Genomic DNA, 19,202 nt, shown 5'->3' with positions numbered 1-19,202 from the left:
TGCCCGGGCCACGGGAGCCACGGGAATCACTGGAATCGCGGGAGCCCCGAGAGCCGCGGGGCCTACTGGTAGCCACGGATCTCCTCGAAGGCGCCGTCCAGCGATCCCTTCTCCGCGTCGAAGAGCCGCCCGCCGGTGAGCTCGGCGATCCGGTTCAGCTCGCCGCGGTCGGAGTCGCCGAAGAAGATCGGAAAGACGGGTGTGTGCCGCTGCTCGGCCGGCAGCCCCTTGTAGTACGCCTCGAAGTCCTCGGCCGAGGCCCCGGACGTGTTCTCACCGTCCGTCATCAGGACCACCGAGGTGAACGTGTCCCCGGACGGCCCCCGGCCCAGGTAGGCGTACGCGTCCCGGAGGCTGCTGAAGATCGCCGTGTTTCCCTCCGCCGAGAGCTGCTCCGCGTCCCTGCGGATCGCCTCCCGCCCCGCGTCCGGGTCGGCCGGGTCCAGCGTGTGCGTGAGCTGCCGCTTCACCTGGGAGCCGAACGGCATCAGTGTCACCTCTTCCCGGTCCCGGAACTCCCCGGTCAGTTCCACCAGCGCCGCCTTCAGCCCCGCCAGCCGGTCGCCCTCCATCGACCCGGAGGTGTCGAGGACGTACACCGTGCGCGACGGCCTGCGCAGCTTGTTCTCGTACGCGTCCAGGAGCCCGTCCGCGACGGACCGGCTGCCGGGGAAGGGCAGTTCACGCCGCTGGTCCGTGGCCAGGCCGGCCGCCGGTCGTACGGACGTGACGACCGGGCGCCGGAACGTCTTCTCCGTGATCGCCTTCTGAGCCTCGGGCCCACGCAGATACTCGGTGAGTGCCCTGCCGGACTCGCGCGCCTCCTGCGGCGCCGAGGTCAGCAGCGTGAACGGGTAGTCGGCCGTCACCACACCGTCCTTGGGACGGATCACGGTCAGCCCCGTGGACATGAGCACGGACTCGTAGTTGACGAGCGCGTCCACCGTCCCCCGCCGCTTGTACGCGGAGGCGAGCCAGCCGGAGGAGCCGGAGGTCAGCTTCTGCCCGGCGAAGAACTCCTTCAGCTGCGGGGTCGCCTTGGCCACATCGGCCTCGGTGAGCGCGGACTGCGCGCCCGAGAGGCCGGAAGCCACCGAGATCAGTGCCGAGAAGCCGGAGTTGGACCGCTCGGGGTCGGTCATTCCGTACGTCAGCTTTCCGTCGGCGACGGCCTTGTGCAGCTGCGACCAGGTGACGGCCTCCGGCCGCCACCCCAGCTGTCGGACCTTCTCGGGCTTCACCCCGATCGCGACCGGCGAGGTCATGACGGGCGTCTCGCTGCTGATCCGCCCGGCGCTCTCGGGCCGCAGCCGCAGATAGTCGTTGGACGACAGCCAGATGGCGTCGTACTTCCCGTCCGCCTTCCCCGACGCGACCTGCTCGACGGCATCGAGCGTCCCGGCCCAGGTGGGCCGCACGGTGACCCCGGTCGCCTGCGCGGCCGCGTCCAGGACGGGCTTCATGTCGGAGAGCTCGCTGCTCGCGAGGACTCGCAGCGTGCCGGGCCGGTAGGTGGTGTCGGGCCCCTCGGCCGGCGCGCCGCCGTCCTCGGTGCATCCGGCCGTGAAGGTCACGGCCAGGGCCGCGACGGCCGCCCACACACCGGTACGCGTCCTTGTACGCCTCGCCCGGCTCATGCGGACCGTCCGGCTCATCCGAGACCGCCTTCCAGCGCGCCCGTCCGCCGGGTGCGCTCCAGGTGCGTGCTCGCCGCCTGGAGTTCCGCCGTCAGGGATTCGACCGTCGCCGCCATCGACTCCGTCGCCTGGACCTTGTACGTGTCGATCGCGTCCAGCGTCCGGTAGATCTGCTGGAACGCCGTCCGGAGGGTCTCCGCGCCGACCGCCGGGTCGGCGGCGATCCGCTGGATCTCGCCGCTCTGGGTGGCGAGCATCTCCGCGTTGCCCCGGATCAGGTCCTCGGTCGTCGCGCGGAGCGTGTTGACCTGCTCGGTCACCTTGCGCTGGTTCTCCAGCGCGGACGAGAGCATCACCGCGATGCGCAGCGCCGAGACCGTGGTGGTCGCGGCGCGGTCGACGCCCTTGACGAGCTCCTCGTTGTTGCGGCGGACGACGTCCATCGCCAGGTAGCCCTGGGCGCACACCGCGAGCTGCGTGAGCAGGTCCTGGTGCTTCTGCCGGACCGGGAAGAGCACGTCCGCGCGCAGGGCGTCCGCCCGGTCCGGGTCGGCGGTGGCGGCGATCCGCTGCTCGACGGCCGCGTCGAGGGCGTCGGTGAGGACGGCGTACTCCTGGAGCTTGCCCATCGTCTCCCAGAGCCGGGCCCGCTCGGTGTGCAGGGCGGCGTTGTCGCGGCGCAGCTCGTCCTGGCCGCCGCGCAGGGCGCCCACGATCCTGTTCAGCGTCGCCTGCGACGAGGCGTACTTGGCGACGTGGTCGCGGAACCTGTTCCCGCCCGGCAACCTGGACAGGAACTTCCGCGCGCCCTTGCCCGGAGTGTCCCGCGGGTCCAGGTCCTCCACCGTGCGCCGCAGTTCGACGAGCGACGAGGCGACCCGCGACTGGGCGTCCTCGCCCCCGCCCGCGAGCGAGCGGACCGTACGGTCGAGCATCCGGTTGGACTGCTGCGCGGCGGTGCGGATCTCGCCCGCTCCGAGCCCCGCGATCTCGCCGATCCGGTCGGCGAACTCGGGGGAGCGGGTGTCCAGCCCGGCCAGCGAGCCGACGTACTCATCGGCCCGCCGTGTCATCTCCTCCCGTACGGAATCGTCCAGCGGCACGAGGCCGGAGGCCTGCTCGGCACGTACCGGAGCGACCGGCTCCGGCGGAGTGAGGACCAACGCGTCCTTGCTGTTGTTCGAGGTCATCCGTGAGCCCCCCTACGACCGGGCCCGCTGCGCCATCGCGTGCAGCACCGGGGAGGTGGGCACGGGCGCCTGGCGGACCCCGGTCAGCTTCTGGTTGAGATAGTCGGTGTGCGCCGCGGTGGCGGCGGTGAACTCGGCGGCCGCCCCCTGCGGCCGGAATCCATGACGTACCGAGAGCTCCCGCAGCCGCTTGTCCGTCGCGAGCAGCTCGCCCAGCTCCCGCCCGCTCTCCGTGAGCGGTACGAGCGTGTGGTCGCTGGAGACGGTGGTGTCCGGGTACAGCACCACCAGGTCCCCGACGTCCTGCTTCTGCAGCAGCAGCGAGGCGACCTGCGACTCGTACACGAGCACCAGCGGATTGCCGACCCCGCTGATGAAGTCCCGGAACGGCGCGTCGGAGCTGGTCTGCTGTGCGCCCTGCACCGAGATCAGCTTCTTCAGCAGCGGCGCGGTCCGCGCGACGGCGGCGTCGTCCGCCGCGACCTTCCCGCCGTCGGCGACGTACGAGGCCGCGGCCAGATACAGCGCCCCCGAGCTGGAGGCGAGCGGGTCCGTACTGCTGATGAACAGCGTGCCGCTCAACTCGGCATGCCCGGCCGACCCCTTGAGCTGCTGCCAGGTCCGATCGGCCTTCGCCGCGTCGAGATACGGGCCCATGTGCAGGGTTCCGCTGGCCTTGCCGCTCAGCGTGGCGAGCCCGTTGCCGGCGAGGATCTCGGCGGCCTTGCGGTGGGCGACCACGACGAGCGGCGAGTAGAAGGGCCGCAGCGGCGCGCCCTGGATCTTCGACTTCCTGCGCAGCTCGTCGGCCGGCGCCTTGGAAGCGGGGAAGGCGAAGTCGTATCCGGTCAGGGGCAGCTGCTCCATGTCCCAGGAGCCGGACGTCTCCGTCTTCACGGTGAAGCCCTTGGCAGCCAGGGCCTTCACCACCTCGGGATCGGCGAAGAACTCCGCCTTCTCCGACCCGATCACTCCGCGCACGGTCTTCGTTGCCGTGCCCGTGTCCTGACTTTCCCGGCCTGCCACGACGGCTACTGCCACGCCGCCGATCAGCAGCACCGCCAGGACGATTCCCACGATGCGTCTCACGAGTGCAGCGTGCTCGCGGAATCGAACATTCCAGGCGGGGCGGGGTGTCCTGGAGGTGAACGGCTCATCCCAGTAAGAAACGCCACGGTTCGTCCGCCGGAGTACACGTGCGGCACACGCTTATTCGTCAGGAGCCTGATCGACCGTCAGAGGCCGATCGGATCATCACTTCTTGGTGTTTGTCGGGGCTCCGGAGAGGGCCGCCTTGCTCTTGTTCGGAGCGCCGGTGCGAGCCTTTTCGCTCATGAAGTTGCTCACGAGCGCCGGTTCGGTGAGCTCGACCCATGGCTCGTCCCAGACGAAGCCCAGCCCCTCGACGTCACCGTGCGTCTCCCACACCTCGCCGTCGAGGGTGAGTACCTTGGCGAAGGCCGAGTTGCCCTGGGAGGTGATGGACACGGCACACGGATTCGCGGGGAAGCCGGGGTTCGGGTCTCCGTCGCTGATGTTCTGCCAGACGTACGGTCCGGTCGCCTCGTACTCGATGCCGTCGCCGTCCGCGTCATCGAGGCCGTCCGGGACCCCGTCGCCGTCCAGGTCATAGGCGCCCTCGTGGAGCCGTTGGCCGACGAAGTAGTCCCCTGTGGCGGTGAGCACCGCGCTGAACTCCTCGGCGTTGTTGGGGGCGTAGCTGTCGATGTCGACACACGCTCCGGTGTCGCCGGTGTCGCCGGTGTCGCCGGTCGCGCCGGTGTCGCCGGTGTCGCCCTTCGGGCCGGTGCCGCCGGTGCCGCCGGTGTCGCCGGTCGCGCCGGTGTCGCCGGTGTCACCCTTCGGTCCGGTGTCGCCGGTGTCGCCCTTCGGGCCCGTGTCGCCGGTGTTGCCGGTGGCACCCGTCGGGCCGACCTTCTTCTTGCACTTGTCGTAGTCTTCGTCGTCGTAGTCGTCGCCCATGGCCCCCATGAAGCTGGGAAGGGCCAGAGCGTACCTGTCCTCGTCGCACTCGTCGTCGCCTGTCGGCGACTGTGCCGGGCTCAGCTTCGCCGGTGCCTTGACGCTCTGGCCGACCGCGGCCGCGCTGGTGGTGAAGCCGAGCACGACGAGGGCGACCGACGCCATCGCGCCGCCGGCGATCCACCTCCCCCGCTGGGGAAGCGGGCCCAGAACGGAAGGGGTCCTGTTCTCAGGACTCATGTATTGCTCCTTGGGAACCGAGTGGGGTGATTGCCTCGGGAGGACGTGATTACCTCCCCGAGGCATAATTCGCCCGCCCGCGGAGCGAGCATGAGAGACACACGGGACGATCAACACATTGGCCCAGCGGAAGGGGTCCAAAGAGACGAAAGGCGGCGCGCCGCGGCAGGTCACGGCCGGGCCGCTGCCTAGATTCGCCCGCACAGACGCGCGCGGAGCCTCTCGGAACCGTCGCACATCGTTCATTTCCGTCGGAGAGTTGGATGGGGCCTGTGAAATCAACGGTCTGCCTGAACATGATCGTCAAGGACGAGGCTCCGACGATCCGGCGCTGTCTCGAATCGGTGCGTCCGCTGATCGACACCTGGGTCATCGTGGACACGGGTTCCACCGACGGCACCCAGGACGTCATCCGCGACGTCTACAGCGATCTGCCGGGTGAGCTCTACGAGCGGCCGTGGAAGGGATTCGACGGAAGCCGCACCGAGGCGATCGAGCTCGCCCGCGACCGCGCGGACTACCTGCTGTTCATCGACGCCGACGACCTGATGGAGGTGGAGCCCGGCTTTCGTATGCCGGAGCTGACGCACGACGCCTACAGCGTCGCGCTGCACCACGGGTCCATCATCCACTGGCGCCCCGCGCTGGTCTCCACCCGCCTGCCCTGGCGTTACGTCGGCGTCCTGCACGAGTACATCGAATGCGGAAGGCGGTACAGCCGGGGGACGTTCAAGGGCGCCAACATTCTCACCGTGGGCAACGGGGCGCGCATGAGGCAAGGTCAGCGCAAGAAGTACCTGCGCGATGCCGAAATCCTCGAGCAGGGCCTGATCAAGGAACCCGACAACGCCCGCTACGTCTTCTACCTCGCCCAGAGCTGGCGCGATGCCGGAGAGCCGGAGAAGGCACTCGCCGTCTACGACCGCAGGGCGGCCATGGGCGGCTGGGGCGAGGAAGCCTTCTGCGCCCACCTCTACGCCGCACGGCACGCCGCGAGTCTCGACCGGCCGGAGGCCGAGGTGATCGACCGCTACCTCCGTGCGCACGAGGCCCGCCCGTCACGCGCCGAGGCGCTCGGCAGCCTGGCCCGTCACTGCCGTCTCAACGGCAAGCGCTGGCCGCTCGCGTACATGTTCGCGAAGCAGGCGGCGCGGATCCCGTTTCCGAGCGACATCCTCTTCGTCGAATTCGGCTGGTACGAGTGGCGCGCACTCGACGAACTCGCGGTGTCCGCCTACTGGGTGGGCGAGTACGAGGAGTCAAGGGACTGCTGCGAACGTCTCCTCGAAGGCGGCAAGGTGCCCGACGACCAGCGCGACCGCGTGATCAAGAACCTTGAATTCGCCCAGACGAAGCTGGGCGCGAAGGCACTCGTGAACGCCTGATTCGAAAATCCCCCGTCCTGTTTTCCGTAGCCGCTGGTCAGGCAGCTCCTTCTGTTTGGAGGGTCACTTGGTAGCCGAGCTGGCTGACCAGGCGTCAGGTCTGCCTGGCCCGGCCGGTGCGGCGACACGACGTCCGCCGGACGACCACACACCGATTTTCACGCACGCAGGGTGTCGCCGTCAGGCGACCGGATTACTGACCCCGGTACGGGCCTGCGTGATTGGCACCCGGTCCGCGCGCCTCCGCGGCCCGCGGACCGGGGCCGTCAGGGGGCGCCGACGAGCTGCGTGTCACGCAGGGCGGCGGTGTGGGCATCCATCCGCTCGGCGGCGAGGATCGCGGCCGCGGTGTCGGCGCGCGAGGCGGCGACGACGAGCGCGCGCCCGGCGAGGGCGAGGGCGCGGTGGTGCAGGGCGCCGGGGTCGGCGCCGCTCAGCCCCGCGTGCCGCGCGGGCGGGGCGCCGCGGAGCCTGGCCACCTGCTCCGCGATGCGGTCCGCCTCGGCAGCCAGCCCGAGCTCGTCGGTGACGGCGAGGAGGGCGGCGAGATGGCCGGCGAGCTGGATGTCCAGCTCCTCCTCACGGCTGCGGTGGGGGAAGTCGGAGGCGTCGGCCATCGAGTGGGCGGACTTCGAGCGGATCGGTTCGTACATGGTGGATGGCCTCCCTCGTACCGTCAGGAGACCATCCTAGCTTAGATTCTGTCTAAAGTTATGCCGAGCTTCGGAAAGAGTAGGAAGCCGGGGCGGGAGACGGGCCGGCGAGGGGCGGCTACGGCTGGCTGTACCCGTCCAGGAAGTTCCCGATCCGCGTCACCGCGTCCGCCAGGTCCTTCGTGTTCGGCAGCGTGACGATCCGGAAGTGATCCGGCTCGTGCCAGTTGAAGCCGGTCCCGTGCACGACCATGATCTTCTCGGCCCGCAGCAGGTCGAGCACCATCTGCCGGTCGTCCTTGATGGTGAAGACCTTCGGGTCGAGGCGCGGGAACAGATACAGCGCCCCCTTCGGCTTCACGCACGTCACGCCGGGGATCTGCGTCAGCAGGTCGTACGCCACGTCCCGCTGCTCCAGCAGCCGCCCGCCGGGCAGCACCAGATCCTCGATCGACTGCCGCCCCTGAAGGGCCGCGGCGACCGCGTGCTGGGCCGGCATGTTCGCGCACAGGCGCATGTTCGCCAGGATCGTGAGGCCCTCGATGTACGAGGCCGCGTGCGCCTTCGGGCCGCAGACCGCGAGCCAGCCGCTGCGGTAGCCCGCGACCCGGTAGTTCTTGGACATCCCGTTGAAGGTCAGCACCAGCAGGTCGGGGGCCATCGCGGCGGTCGGGGTGTGCGTGGCACCGTCGTAGAGGATCTTGTCGTAGATCTCGTCGGAGCAGACGACCAGCTGGTGGCGGCGCGCGATCTCCGTCAGGCCGCGCAGCATCTCGTCGTCGTACACCGCACCCGTCGGATTGTTCGGGTTGATGATCACGATCGCCTTCGTGCGATCGGTGATCCTCCGCTCGATGTCCGCGAGGTCCGGCATCCAGTCGGCCTGCTCGTCGCAGCGGTAGTGCACGGCCGTGCCGCCCGCCAGCGCCACCGACGCGGTCCACAGCGGATAGTCCGGGGCCGGTACGAGCACCTCGTCGCCGTCGTCGAGCAGCGCCTGCATCGACATCTGGATCAGCTCGGAGACGCCGTTGCCGAGGTAGATGTCCTCGACCGAGAGCGGGATGCCCTTGGTCTCGTAGTGGCTCATGATCGCGCGCCGGGCGCTGAGCAGGCCCTTCGCGTCCCCGTACCCGTGCGCGTCCCCGACGTTCCGTAGGATGTCCTCGAGGATCGCCGGCGGGCACTCGAAACCGAAGGCGGCGGGGTTCCCGGTGTTCAGCTTGAGGATGCGGTGACCTGCGGCCTCCAGGCGCATCGCCTCCTCGAGCACCGGTCCCCGGATCTCGTAACAGACGTTGGCGAGCTTGGTCGACTGGATCACCTGCATGACGTGAGCTTACGGGGGCCCGGGGCGAGGCGCTTCGTGTTTTGGGCCACGTCGGCGTACCGCACGGTCGGGGTGCGGGTGCCGGTCCGTCACTCGGGCAGCCGCGTTCCCTCCGGGAGCCGCACGCCGAAGTCGTCCGCCAGTACACGCAGCACCTCGTCCGTGTCCGCCAGCTCCCGCTCCTTGCGGGTGCCGTCGGGCGCCGTCTCGGTCAGGCGGCGCCCCGTCAGGGACAGGTGGGCGTCGGCGGTGGTGCGCTGGGCGTAGACGCCGTGGGCGAAGGGGGAGCGCGGGTTGGTCGCGATGTGCCAGTTGATGACCTCGTAGTCGGGGGCCTCGAAGGGCTCGACCGTGAAGGCGTACTGGTCCTCCCACCCGCCGTTCTCTGCCGCGTAGGTCTGGAGCTTCCACAGCTCCAGCGGCCCGTCGTGAGGCGCGTGGACCAGCCGGTGGCGGCGCGGCGCGTCGTGCAGCTCCGCGTCCGCGACCAGCGGCAACGGCTCCAGCAGGGCGCCGATGCTGCCGAAGCCGACGTCGCTCACGTACGGCACCGGCTCGCCCGGCACGTCGGCCAGCATCAGCATGTGCGTACGGGGGCGGACGTCCCCGGGCTTCGCCCCGACCAGGACGCGCGCGGTGAGCAGGGTGACGCGGAAACCGAGGGCGGTGAGTGCCGCGGCGAGCAGGGTGTTGTGCTCGTAGCAGTAGCCGCCGCGCTCGCCGCGGACGAGCTTGGCCTCCAGGTCCGGCAGCGCGAGCGAGGGCGCGCGGCCGAGGACCGGATCGAGGTTCTCGAACGGAATGCCCAGCATGTGGGCACGGTGCACGGACCGCAGCACCTCCGCCGTGGGGCGGCGCTCCCCGGTCCAGCCGATGCGGGCGAGATAGGCGTCGAGATCGAGAGTCATACGACCACGGTACGGATAAGGCTTGTGCGGAACGGCACGGTGAGTGAATAGCTCACGTGTTCGGTTTCGTGGGTACTCTGGAGACATGGCAGCGGTGCATCTGCAGGGTTCGCTCTTCGACCAGACCGACGAGATCCGCCTCGGTCCGATGGCGGACGTCCGCCGTACCGTGCTCGGCGACGGCGCCTGGCTCGACGTACTGCCCGGCTGGCTCACCGGGGCCGACGCCCTGTTCGAGACGCTCGCCGAGACCGTCCCCTGGCGCGCGGAGCGGCGGCAGATGTACGAGCGCGAGGTCGACGTGCCCCGGCTGCTCGCGTACTACCGCGAGGGCGACCCCCTCCCGCACCCCGTCATCGCCGAGGCCCGGGACGCCCTCACCGCCCACTACGCCACCGAGCTCGGCGAGCCCTTCACGACGGCGGGGCTCTGCTACTACCGGGACGGCCACGACAGCGTCGCCTGGCACGGCGACACCATCGGGCGCGGTTCGCGCGAGGACACGATGGTGGCGATCCTCTCCGTGGGCTCCCCGCGCGACCTGGTGCTACGGCCGCGGCGCGGCGGCCGGGCTCCCGTCCGCAAGGCCCTCGGGCACGGCGACCTCGTCGTGATGGGCGGCTCCTGCCAGCGGACGTGGGAGCACGCCGTGCCGAAGACCGCGCGGGCGGTGGGGGCGCGGATCAGCATCCAGTTCCGGCCGGACGGCGTGAACTAGGAGCGTCCGGCCGGGGTCGCCGACGACAGGCCCTACGGCCGCTCGAAGGCCTGGAGAATCCCGCCGAGGCTGAAGCACAGCGCACCGGTGAGGGTCCCCCAGTTCGCGACGCCCGCGTTCACCAGGCTTCCGGTGCCGGGCACGGTGAAGTCGGCGATCGCCGACACCATGAAGAGGACGGATCCGAACTGGTTGACGGCCACGATCCACCATCCGAGGACGCGCGGCCGGCCGTGGCAGACCTCGACCAGGGCCAGCTGCCCGGAGATCAGGAAGAGCAGACAGCCGATCATGTCCGGAGCCCAGATCAGTCGGTTGGCCTGCTGGGCCGAGAGCCCGTGCAGGAACGAGTTCAGCAGGTTGATGCCGAACACGAGCGTGCCGGCGAACAACAGGAAGGTGCTGAGCCAGTCGATCCGCATCGGCTCGTAGCTCCACCAGCGCCAGCGGCCCGTCTCCAGCCTGTCCGAGGTGCTTCCGGGCCGTGGAGCGTTGATGGCCTGCAGCAGCGAGGCGTAGCCGCCGGTGTTGAAGAACAGCCCTCCGACGAAATACACCGAGGCACTCGTCATCGGACTGCCGGACCCGAGTGCCAGCGCGGCGCCGAGCCCGAAGAGCGCCCCGCCGATGGTGAAGGCCACGGCGGCCGCGGTGTTGAGCCTGCGCAGCCGGTGGAGGGCGATCGCGTCCGCCGGCCGGCTGACGGCCTCCGTCCGCTCGTCGGGCCGGACGGTGAGCACGCCGCGTTTGCGTACGGCGCGCGACTCCCACACCGCGACGCCGCCCTCGGCGAGGCGCCAGGTCAGCCGTGTGGTGAACGGTCCGGCGCCCTCGGCGAGTTCCTCCAGGCGACCCATGCGGTCAGCGTACTGACGGTGATAGTCCTGGCCGTCGCTGCTACGGGTCGGTGTCGACGTGTCCGTCCCGGCCCTCACCGGAGCCGACAGGCCCCGGCGTTCACGGCGTACCGTTCCTGCGCCGGACACCCCGGTCACCCGGACAGCGGCCGCAGCCTGCAGCGCGCAGGGCCCGCGGCGCGGAGGGTGATGCCCGTGTCGACGGGGACGTCCACGTCCACCGCGCGCAGTTCGTACTCCCGCAGGATCATCGAAAGCGCAAGCACGGACTCCAGCATGGAGAAGTGCTGGCCGATGCAGGCCCGCGGCCCACCGCCGAAGGGGAACCAGGCGTACCGGGGGCGCTCCTTCTCCCGGTCGGGGGTGAAGCGGTCCGGGTCGAAGCGTTCCGGAGCGTCCCAGTAGCGCGGGTGCCGGTGCGTCACCCAGGGCGCCACGATCACATCGGCGCCGGCCGGGATCGTACGGCCGTCGATCTCGGCCGCGGTGACGGCCCGCCGGCCGATGACCGGGCCCGCCGGGTACAGCCGCATGGCCTCCTTCAGCACGCGCGTCAGGTAGGGGAGCGCGTCGAGGTCGTACGCCTCCGGCACCCGCCCGGCCAGGACGTCCACGGCTTCCGCCCGCGCCCGTTCCTGGTGCTCGGGGTGGCGGGAGAGGAGGTGCAGGGCGAACGCGAGCGACGTCGCCGTCGTCTCGTGCCCGGCGAGCAGGAAGATCAGCACCTGGTCCCGGATCTCGGACGCGTCCAGGCTGCCGTCCTCCTCGCTCCCGGCCTGCGCGAGCAGCGTCAGCAGGTCGTCGCCGCGCGCCGCGTCGCCCTCGGCGCGCCGCCGCTCGATGATCCGGTCGCACACCGCGTACATCTCCTCGGTCGCGGCGGCGGCCCTGCGGTTGGCGGGGGTCGGCCAGTGGCGGGGCGGATTGGCCGGCGAGTACCCGCGGCGCAGTGTGTAGTTCCCGATCACCGGGAAGCAGCGCTCCACCACGGGGACGGCGGCCTCCACGTCCGTGCCGAACAGGATGCGGGCCACCGCGCGCAGCGTCAGCCGGGTCATCTCGTCGACGACGTCGACCGTGGCGCCGGGCGCGCTGCGCCAGTCGGCGAGCAGGGCGGTGGTCTCGTCCGTGACGGCCTTGGCGTACCCGTCGACCCGGCGGCGGGTGAAGAGCGGCTGCACGAGCCGCCGCTGCCGGAGGTAGTCCTCGTCCTGGCTGGTCAGCAGTCCGTTGCCGAAGGACTCCCGGACCTCCTGGTAGAAGGCGTTGTCCTTGCGGAAGTTGGCCGACTCGGTCGCCAGCACCTGCTGCGCGCCCGCCGCGGAGAACACCGCGTACAGCTCCGCGCGCAGCCCCGGCGGGCCCGCGGTGAAGCGGACGACATCCCCGTACGCGCGCCGCGCATTCAGATACGTACCGAGCGAATCCCGCTTGAGATCGAACATCGAACCGAGCAGCGGCAGGCCCGCAGGGCCAGGAATCTCCGTGTCGGTGGCTGTCATGACTCCCCCTGAGTCGGCGACGGATGGAGATCGGTCGCTGCCGATTCTGCCCGGCGGTCGCCGCTCGCGCGGCTTGTCGATCAGATCCGCCAGGAGCGGGGGCAGCGGGAGGCGACGGTGAAAACATCCTCGATGTTCAGAGCGGGCAGGGTGCCTCGACCTGCCTGACCGCGCCGAGGGTGGGTGGGGCGGACCCACCACCCATTCCTTACATAAGGCGCTCGGCTCCCGAATCCCGGATCTCGGCGACGAAGGCGGTCCAGGCGGGGGCGGCGACGGCGAAGCGCGGGCTGGTGGCGCCGAGCTTGGAGTCGCGGACGTGGACGGTGCGGGGGCAGGTGGCGACCTCGACGCAGGCGCTGCCCTGGCTGTCGCTGTAGCTGGACTTGAACCATGTGAGTTGGTCGCTCATAGCTCTTCGGCCACCTTTCTGATGAACTCGGCTGAGTCCTCGACGCAGAGGGCGTGCCTGCGGATCATGTCATGCGCCTGAGTCAGTCCACTGACTTTGCCGGGTTCGGCGTACAGCGCGCTGGTTTCCTGTCCCTCTGCCCAGGCGAAGCGCTCGTGCTCCGGGGTCTCCAGGAGGATGAGGGGACCGTTCAGCGCGACGCCGCTGCACCGTCCCATCGGTAGCACCTGGATCGATACGTTCCGCAACTGGCTTACTTCCAGCAGGTGTTCCAGCTGGCGTTTCATGGCCTCCTGCCCTCCGACCATTGTCCGTAGCGACGCCTCGTGTAATACGAAGCTGTGGACGGTGCTGGTCTTCCGGGTGAGCGCCTCCTGGCGCTGCATCCGTGCCCGTACGCGCTCCTCCACGGTCTCGTCGTCCAGTGGTGGACAGCTATCACTGATCAGGGCTCGCGCGTACTCCTCGGTCTGCAGCAATCCCGGAATCAGCAGCGGCTCGTACCAGTGCAGCGCGATCGCTTCTGCCTCGATCGCCATGTACTCCTGCGACCGCGCCGGAAATGGCTCCGGCTTCAGGAACTCCTGAGCCGCCACCAACTTCCCCTGGGCCCCGCACATCTGGTCCGCGATCTGGAGCAGCCGGGCGGTCGGTCTGCGGCGCCCCTGCTCCATGGACTTCACGGACTCGTACTCGTAGTTCGCTTCCTTGCCGAGCTGCTCCCGGGTGACCCCGGCCTCCGTCCGCCAGAGCTTGATCTGGTTGCCGCAGTAGCGCCACGCCTCGCTCACGGGCCCGCCTCCCCGGGACGTACTGGGTACAACCACGGTTCGTACCCACGCAGTTACTCCACGAGGCTATGCCCACGCCAGCAGCGTATGAGCCATGAACGAGCACATTGAGTGGCGGCTGCCCCGCCACCCCCGCAGCGCGGGCCGCGCCCGCGCGTTCCTGGCCGAGCAGGCGACGGAGTGGAAGCTCCCGGAAGCCACGACCGAGACGGCCGTGCTGCTCCTCAGCGAGCTGGTCACCAACGCCTGCCACCACGCCCGGGTCTCGCCGGGCCGCGAGGTCTGGACGCGATGCGAGCTGCGGGACGAAACCCTCCGCGTCGAGGTGTCGGACGCGAGCGATGTGCTCCCGTGGCTGCGCGAGGCCGCACCCGACGAGGAATCGGGCCGCGGCCTCGCGCTCGTGGCGGCGCTCGCCGACGCGTGGGGTGCGCACCCCCGGGCGTGCGGGATCGGCAAGACCGTGTGGTTCGAGGTATCGGTGACGCCCCGATGGGGATTCGGGGCCGGTGGCTCCTCTTCGGTGCTGTGATCCGCCTCGCATGCCTTCATCGAGGAGTGGGCCGCGGGTCGGGACCGTCCTGGTCGTCCTTGTCAGGGTTGAGGGCCTCGAGGCCCCGGCGAGTCTGGGCCATCCACTCCTGCGCCGGCTCGGCGTCGCCGTACTCGTCGTGCCAGTTCCACCACTCGTACGGCGGGGTTTTGGGGTAGCCCTCGGGAGAGTCCTCCCATTGCTCCTGCCGCCCGAGCGCGGTCATGTCGAGGTAGCTCCAGGTGTTCCCCAGCGCCTCGTCACCGCGGGCGTTGATGAAGTAAGTACGGAACACGCTGTCGCCGTCGCGGATGAACGCGTTCGTGCCGTGCCACTCGTTCACACCGAAGTCGGCGTCGAAGTCGTCGGTGATCGTGTACCAGGGAATGGCCGTCCAGCCCATCCGCTCCTTCACGCGCTCGATCTCCGGCTGTGGCGCGCGTGAGACGAAGGCGAGGGTGGTGTCCCGGGCGTTCAGATGGGCGAGGTGGCCGACGTGGTCGGCCACCATGGAGCAGCCGCGGCAAGCATGGTCGGGCCAGCCGAACACGCCGGGTTCGAAGAAGGCGCGGTAGACGATCAGCTGACGACGACCCTCGAACAGGTCGAGCAGACTCGCCTTGCCCGCGGGCCCCTCGAACGCGTACTCCTTCTCCACGGCCAGCCACGGCATCCGCCGACGCTGCGCGGCCAGCGCATCGCGGGCGCGGGTCAGCTCCTTCTCCTTCACGAGCAGCTGCTCGAGAGCGGCGTCCCATTCCTGTCGCGAAACGATCGGGGGTGTCTTCATCGCGATAACCACCTTCCGGATCAAGCTCATGCGCCAGGCCAGGGGGTGAGCTGGGCACACCACAGAAGCCCCCTGCGTAGGTGGCCATTTTACCGTGAACATCACAATTCATGGCGAAAGTCTTGTTTCGCCAGAACTTCGGGTCCGAAAGAGAGTGGAACGACCGACCGTCCGGTCCGGCTCTCGGTCGCCGGGCTGCTTCGAGGATTCAATTTCCTCAGCCTGCGGCGAGCGTTTTGCCTCCCCGGGGTCCGTCCCGGCGGTGGCGCAGGGGTGACATGTCACCCCTGCGCCAACTCACGCCCATTGTGTGGGCGTGAAGTTGACCCGGATCATCCAGACCGTCTCTCTTCGTTCGCTTCCCCTTGGGGGTTTCCTTGCCTGGCTCTGCCATGCCCAGATCAGGGCGGATCGCGCTTGCCGCGGCCGTCGCCCTGACCGTGGGCGTCATACCGGCCGTCGCCGCCACCCCGGCGAGTCAGGCCGGGTCCGTGCCGTCTGCCGGCGCCGCACACCGGTCACCCGCAGGCAGCACACACACGGTCACCCTGATCACGGGTGACAAGGTCACGGTCGGCACCGCCGCCGACGGCACCGTGATCCGGTCCTTCGAAGGCGCGAACGGAACCACCACAGGCTTCCACCGCGCCGTCATCGACGGCGCGACGTACGTCTACCCCGACTCCGTCCTGCCGTACCTCAGCGCCGGAAAGCTGGACACGCGGCTGTTCAACGTGACGCAGCTGATCGCCGACGGCTACGACGACGCGCACGCCGAACGGCTGCCGCTCATCGTGAGCTACACCGACGCCGCGGCCAAGTCCCGGACCCAGCCCAAGATGGCCGGCTCGACGGTCGTCCGCCGGCTGGGCAGCATGCAGGGCGCGGCCCTCGCGCAGAACCGCGAACAGGCCCCGGCGTTCTGGTCCGCGCTCACCGGCGGTGCTGGCTCGGCATCGGCCCGGTCGGCGAAGTCCGCCTTCGCCAACGGCATCGCCAAGGTGTGGCTGGACGGCAAGGTCAAGGCCGACCTGTCCGACTCGACCGCGCAGGTCGGCGCGCCGGAGGTCTGGGCGGGCGGCAACACCGGCAAGGACGTGAAGGTCGCGGTCCTCGACACCGGTGTGGACGCCGAACACCCCGACCTGGCCGGGCAGGTCGACGACAGCGCCAGCTTCATCCCGTACGAGCCGGAGATCTCCGACTACCACGGTCACGGCACCCACGTCGCCTCGACGGTCGCCGGCACCGGCAGCGCCTCCGAAGGCAAGGAGCGCGGTGTCGCGCCCGGCGCCCGGCTGGAGATCGGCAAGGTGCTCGACCAGAACGGCGGCGGCCAGGAGTCCTGGATCATCGCGGGCATGGAATGGGCCGCCCGGGACCAGCAGGCCAAGATCGTCAGCATGAGCCTCGGCGGCGGCGGCGACGCCACCGACCCGATGAGCCAGGCCGTCGACCGGCTGAGCGCGGAGACCGGTGCGCTGTTCGTCATCGCGGCGGGCAACGGAGGCCCGCAGTCCATCGGCAGCCCCGGTGCCGCGGACTCCGCGCTGACCGTCGGTGCCGTCGACTCCGCGGACCAGCTCGCCGACTTCTCCAGCACGGGCCCGCGTGGCGGTGACTTCGGGCTGAAGCCCGAGATCACCGCACCCGGCGTCGACATCCTCGCGGCCCGCTCCCACCACCGGCGAGGCTCGGGCTACTACACCACGATGAGCGGTACGTCGATGGCGACGCCGCACGTCGCCGGCGCCGCAGCGCTGCTGGCCGCAGCCCACCCCGACTGGACGGGTGAGCAGTTGAAGGAGGCACTGGTCAGCAGTGCCAAGGCCACCCCGTCGTACACCCCGTACCAGGCGGGTGCGGGCCGGCTCGACGCCCTGGCGGCGGTGAACACCTCGGTCTTCGCCACCGTCAGCGCCTTCTCCGGCTTCCGCACCTGGCCGTACACGCCGGGGGACACCGACGTCCGGAAGGTGACGTACACCAACACCGGAGACGCCCCCGTCAGCCTCGACCTGGCGATCGGCGCCGCCGCCCCGGCGGGGCTGTTCACCCTCTCCGAGGACAAGGTCACCGTTCCCGCGCACGGCACCACCTCGGTGGACCTGACCGCGGACCTGGACCGGGTCGCCCCGGACCAGCACATCAGCGGCATGATCACTGGTACGGACGGCACGGGGAAGGTCCAGGCAAGGACCTTGATCGGCGCCGCGAAGGAGGGGCAGCGGCAGAACCTGACCATCGTCGCGAAGGACCGGGCGGGCAAGCCGCTCTCCGGCAGGGTCGTCCTCACCGCTCACCGCCTGTTCACGGTGGTGGATCTCGACGAGTCCGGCACCGGCACCGCACGGCTGCCGGTCGGCAGCTACAGCGGATGGCTCACCGCCGATGTGCGGGGGGCCAACGGGCCGCACTCGCTGGGCATGGCGACGTTCGCCTTCAACGACGTCAAGCTGGACCAGGACCGTACCGTCACCCTGGACGGCCGGAAGGCCCGTCAGATCCTCGCCCACGCGCCGAGGCAGACCACCGCGGTCGCTCCGCGACTGGACATCCACCGGTCGTTCACCGACAGCCTGGTCGAGTCCTCCACGATGCCCAACGAGACCTACGACAGCATCTGGGCGCTGCCGACCGGTGAGAAGGTCACCGACGGCAAGTTCGAGTTCGGCGCCCGCTTCCGCCTCGAGCAGCCGGCGCTGACCGTGGGCACGAAGTCGGAGACCTTCGACGACCCGCTGGTCAAGCGTGCGGCCAAGCCGCTGCCGGCCGGCACGCGGACCCTGACGGCGGTCTTCGCCGACGAGGGTGCGGCCGAGACGCTTGCCCGCAAGAGCGTGCGCGGCAAGGCCGTGGTGGTGCGGCGCAGCGACTCCGTCACGATCAAGGAGCAGGCGGATGCCGCCGCGGCGGCGGGCGCGCAGATGCTCCTGGTCGCCCACGACGGCGTCGGCCGGCTGCGGCCCTGGGACGAGAACCCGTGGAGCCCGGAGAACCCGGCTCCGCTGACGGTCGCGACACTGAACGCCGACCAGGGCGACGATCTGATCGACGCGCTCCAGCGCGGATCCGTCGACCTGAAGGTCACCTCGCATTCCACCACCGACTATCTCTACGACGTCGTGCACCACTGGACCGGCGCCGTCCCGACGGACCCGACCTGGCGGGTGGAGCCGCGCGACCTGGGCCGGGTGGACGTCTCGTTCCGCAACCACCGGCCCGGCAAGGCGAACGAGTTCCGCTACGACGTGTGGCAGGGCTGGACCGCCGGAAACCAGGTCACCGCTCCCGCCCAGGGAGAGCGGACCGACTGGGTCACCTCCGACGCCGCTTGGTACGAAAGCGCCATCATCCCCACGGAGACGGGGCAGGAGTCGATGGCAAAGCTGCGCTACCCGGCCGGTGAGACCAGCAAGGTCAACTGGTTCGGACCGATCCAGCGACCCCGAATGGGCCCGGTCAGCTCCCAACCGGTGCGCTACCTCGACACTGTGTACATCCCCGCCCCCGGCTGGGGCGACTCCGGCGCCGGCCATGTCGGTGGGACCCGCGGCAACTACGACGTCAAGAACTGGATGTCGCTCTACCAGGGCGACCGCCAACTCGACTGGGGCAACGCCGAGTTCCTGCCGGTTCCGGGGCTTGCCGCGGAGCGGCTGCCCTACCGGCTGGTGGTCGACAACGACCGGGGCGCCTGGGCCCACCCGTACTCGACGCACACGCTGACCGAGTGGAACTTCACCTCCGCGGCCACCGGGGTCGAGTCGGTGGAGTCCCTGCCGCTGATCCAGCTCGACTACGGCGTGGACACCGACAAGGCGGGCCGGGCGGACCGGCGCGCCGCGCTGACGGTGACCGCGTCGCATCTGCCCGGCACGACCGCCGCCATCGGGAAGCTCTCCGTCGAGATCTCGTACGACGACGGGGCGACCTGGCAGCGGGCCGACCTGGGCCGCAACGGTGACGGATGGGCCACGAGCCTGCGCGCGCCGAAGTCGGCCGGCTTCGTCACCCTCCGGGTCACCGCCCGGGACAGCGCCGACAACAGTGTCTCGCAGACGATCACCCGGGCCTTCGGCCTGCGCTGACGTCACCTGACACAGCACCCCGCCGGGCGGGGTCGACCTCGGTCGGCCCCGCCCGGCGGCACAAAGAGAGGTGGGGGGGGGGGGGGGGGGAAAAAGAACAACACAAAACCAAACCAACCACACTCTCCGCCCAGGAAACCAAGAAAGGGACTCACCCACCCAACGAAAACAAACCGCGCCCCT

The 19,202-nt window shown here is 70.1% G+C and carries 16 protein-coding genes; 4 read left to right on the top strand and 12 right to left on the bottom strand.

The features are described 5' to 3' along the window. Positions 1 to 62 precede the first annotated feature (62 nt). From ACFV9O_RS14765 to ACFV9O_RS14750, 4 genes are all read right to left on the bottom strand, one after another. Positions 63 to 1,655 (bottom strand): substrate-binding domain-containing protein, encoded by a 1,593-nt coding sequence (locus tag ACFV9O_RS14765; protein ID WP_385417141.1) that lies wholly within the window; start codon positions 1,653 to 1,655, stop codon positions 63 to 65. Beyond that, entirely contained in the window at positions 1,652 to 2,827 is a 1,176-nt protein-coding gene (locus ACFV9O_RS14760) for a toxic anion resistance protein (protein WP_385417140.1), read from the bottom strand. Before ACFV9O_RS14760 ends, ACFV9O_RS14765 begins: the two co-directional genes overlap by 4 nt. A gap of 12 nt (positions 2,828 to 2,839) precedes the next feature. Further along, positions 2,840 to 3,916, bottom strand: a complete 1,077-nt coding sequence (locus ACFV9O_RS14755) for a hypothetical protein (protein WP_385417138.1) — start codon at positions 3,914 to 3,916, stop codon at positions 2,840 to 2,842. 165 nt (positions 3,917 to 4,081) lie between these two features. After that, positions 4,082 to 5,050 carry a hypothetical protein gene (locus tag ACFV9O_RS14750; RefSeq protein ID WP_385417136.1) on the bottom strand — a complete coding sequence of 323 codons (969 nt, stop codon included), beginning with the start codon at positions 5,048 to 5,050 and terminating at the stop codon, positions 4,082 to 4,084. 272 nt (positions 5,051 to 5,322) lie between these two features. Here ACFV9O_RS14750 and ACFV9O_RS14745 point away from each other — a divergent pair, with 272 nt between their 5' ends. Beyond that, the gene (locus ACFV9O_RS14745) at positions 5,323 to 6,435 is read left to right on the top strand and encodes a glycosyltransferase (RefSeq protein WP_385417133.1); all 1,113 of its coding nucleotides are present in this window, start codon (positions 5,323 to 5,325) and stop codon (positions 6,433 to 6,435) included. A 266-nt stretch (positions 6,436 to 6,701) separates the two neighbouring features. Here the strand turns inward: ACFV9O_RS14745 and ACFV9O_RS14740 are convergent, their stop codons facing one another. The 3 genes from ACFV9O_RS14740 to ACFV9O_RS14730 form a co-directional block, all read right to left on the bottom strand. Further along, positions 6,702 to 7,088 (bottom strand): hypothetical protein, encoded by a 387-nt coding sequence (locus tag ACFV9O_RS14740; protein ID WP_385417132.1) that lies wholly within the window; start codon positions 7,086 to 7,088, stop codon positions 6,702 to 6,704. 118 nt (positions 7,089 to 7,206) lie between these two features. Continuing rightward, positions 7,207 to 8,418, bottom strand: coding sequence for a pyridoxal phosphate-dependent aminotransferase (locus tag ACFV9O_RS14735; protein WP_385417129.1), 1,212 nt, complete (start codon positions 8,416 to 8,418; stop codon positions 7,207 to 7,209). Between the two features lie 89 nt (positions 8,419 to 8,507). Next, positions 8,508 to 9,326, bottom strand: a complete 819-nt coding sequence (locus tag ACFV9O_RS14730; RefSeq protein WP_385417126.1) for an arylamine N-acetyltransferase — start codon at positions 9,324 to 9,326, stop codon at positions 8,508 to 8,510. A gap of 85 nt (positions 9,327 to 9,411) precedes the next feature. Here ACFV9O_RS14730 and ACFV9O_RS14725 point away from each other — a divergent pair, with 85 nt between their 5' ends. Next, on the top strand, positions 9,412 to 10,044 hold the full coding sequence (locus ACFV9O_RS14725) for an alpha-ketoglutarate-dependent dioxygenase AlkB (protein ID WP_385417125.1): 633 nt from the start codon (positions 9,412 to 9,414) through the stop codon (positions 10,042 to 10,044). Between the two features lie 32 nt (positions 10,045 to 10,076). Here the strand turns inward: ACFV9O_RS14725 and ACFV9O_RS14720 are convergent, their stop codons facing one another. From ACFV9O_RS14720 to ACFV9O_RS14705, 4 genes are all read right to left on the bottom strand, one after another. Further along, positions 10,077 to 10,901, bottom strand: a complete 825-nt coding sequence (locus ACFV9O_RS14720) for a hypothetical protein (protein ID WP_385417122.1) — start codon at positions 10,899 to 10,901, stop codon at positions 10,077 to 10,079. Positions 10,902 to 11,035: 134 nt separating this feature from the next. Next, positions 11,036 to 12,403, bottom strand: a complete 1,368-nt coding sequence (locus ACFV9O_RS14715) for a cytochrome P450 (protein ID WP_385417119.1) — start codon at positions 12,401 to 12,403, stop codon at positions 11,036 to 11,038. 208 nt (positions 12,404 to 12,611) lie between these two features. Continuing rightward, on the bottom strand, positions 12,612 to 12,815 hold the full coding sequence (locus tag ACFV9O_RS14710; protein WP_385417117.1) for a DUF397 domain-containing protein: 204 nt from the start codon (positions 12,813 to 12,815) through the stop codon (positions 12,612 to 12,614). After that, positions 12,812 to 13,606, bottom strand: coding sequence for a helix-turn-helix domain-containing protein (locus tag ACFV9O_RS14705; protein ID WP_385417114.1), 795 nt, complete (start codon positions 13,604 to 13,606; stop codon positions 12,812 to 12,814). Before ACFV9O_RS14705 ends, ACFV9O_RS14710 begins: the two co-directional genes overlap by 4 nt. A 94-nt stretch (positions 13,607 to 13,700) precedes the next feature. Between ACFV9O_RS14705 and ACFV9O_RS14700 the strand changes: the two genes are divergently transcribed. Next, on the top strand, positions 13,701 to 14,138 hold the full coding sequence (locus ACFV9O_RS14700; RefSeq protein WP_385417111.1) for an ATP-binding protein: 438 nt from the start codon (positions 13,701 to 13,703) through the stop codon (positions 14,136 to 14,138). A 16-nt stretch (positions 14,139 to 14,154) separates the two neighbouring features. On the opposite strand, the gene ACFV9O_RS14695 is transcribed toward ACFV9O_RS14700, so the two are convergent. After that, positions 14,155 to 14,928, bottom strand: coding sequence for a DUF899 domain-containing protein (locus ACFV9O_RS14695; protein WP_385417109.1), 774 nt, complete (start codon positions 14,926 to 14,928; stop codon positions 14,155 to 14,157). Between the two features lie 392 nt (positions 14,929 to 15,320). On the opposite strand from ACFV9O_RS14695, the gene ACFV9O_RS14690 reads away from it, so the two are divergent. Then, entirely contained in the window at positions 15,321 to 19,019 is a 3,699-nt protein-coding gene (locus tag ACFV9O_RS14690) for a S8 family serine peptidase (protein ID WP_385417106.1), read from the top strand. Positions 19,020 to 19,202: the final 183 nt, after the last annotated feature.

This window comes from Streptomyces sp. NPDC059909 (genome assembly GCF_042730885.1).
Classification (GTDB): domain Bacteria; phylum Actinomycetota; class Actinomycetes; order Streptomycetales; family Streptomycetaceae; genus Streptomyces.
The sequence above is the reverse complement of the archived record's forward strand: the minus strand, read 5'-3'. Positions and strand labels throughout refer to the sequence as shown.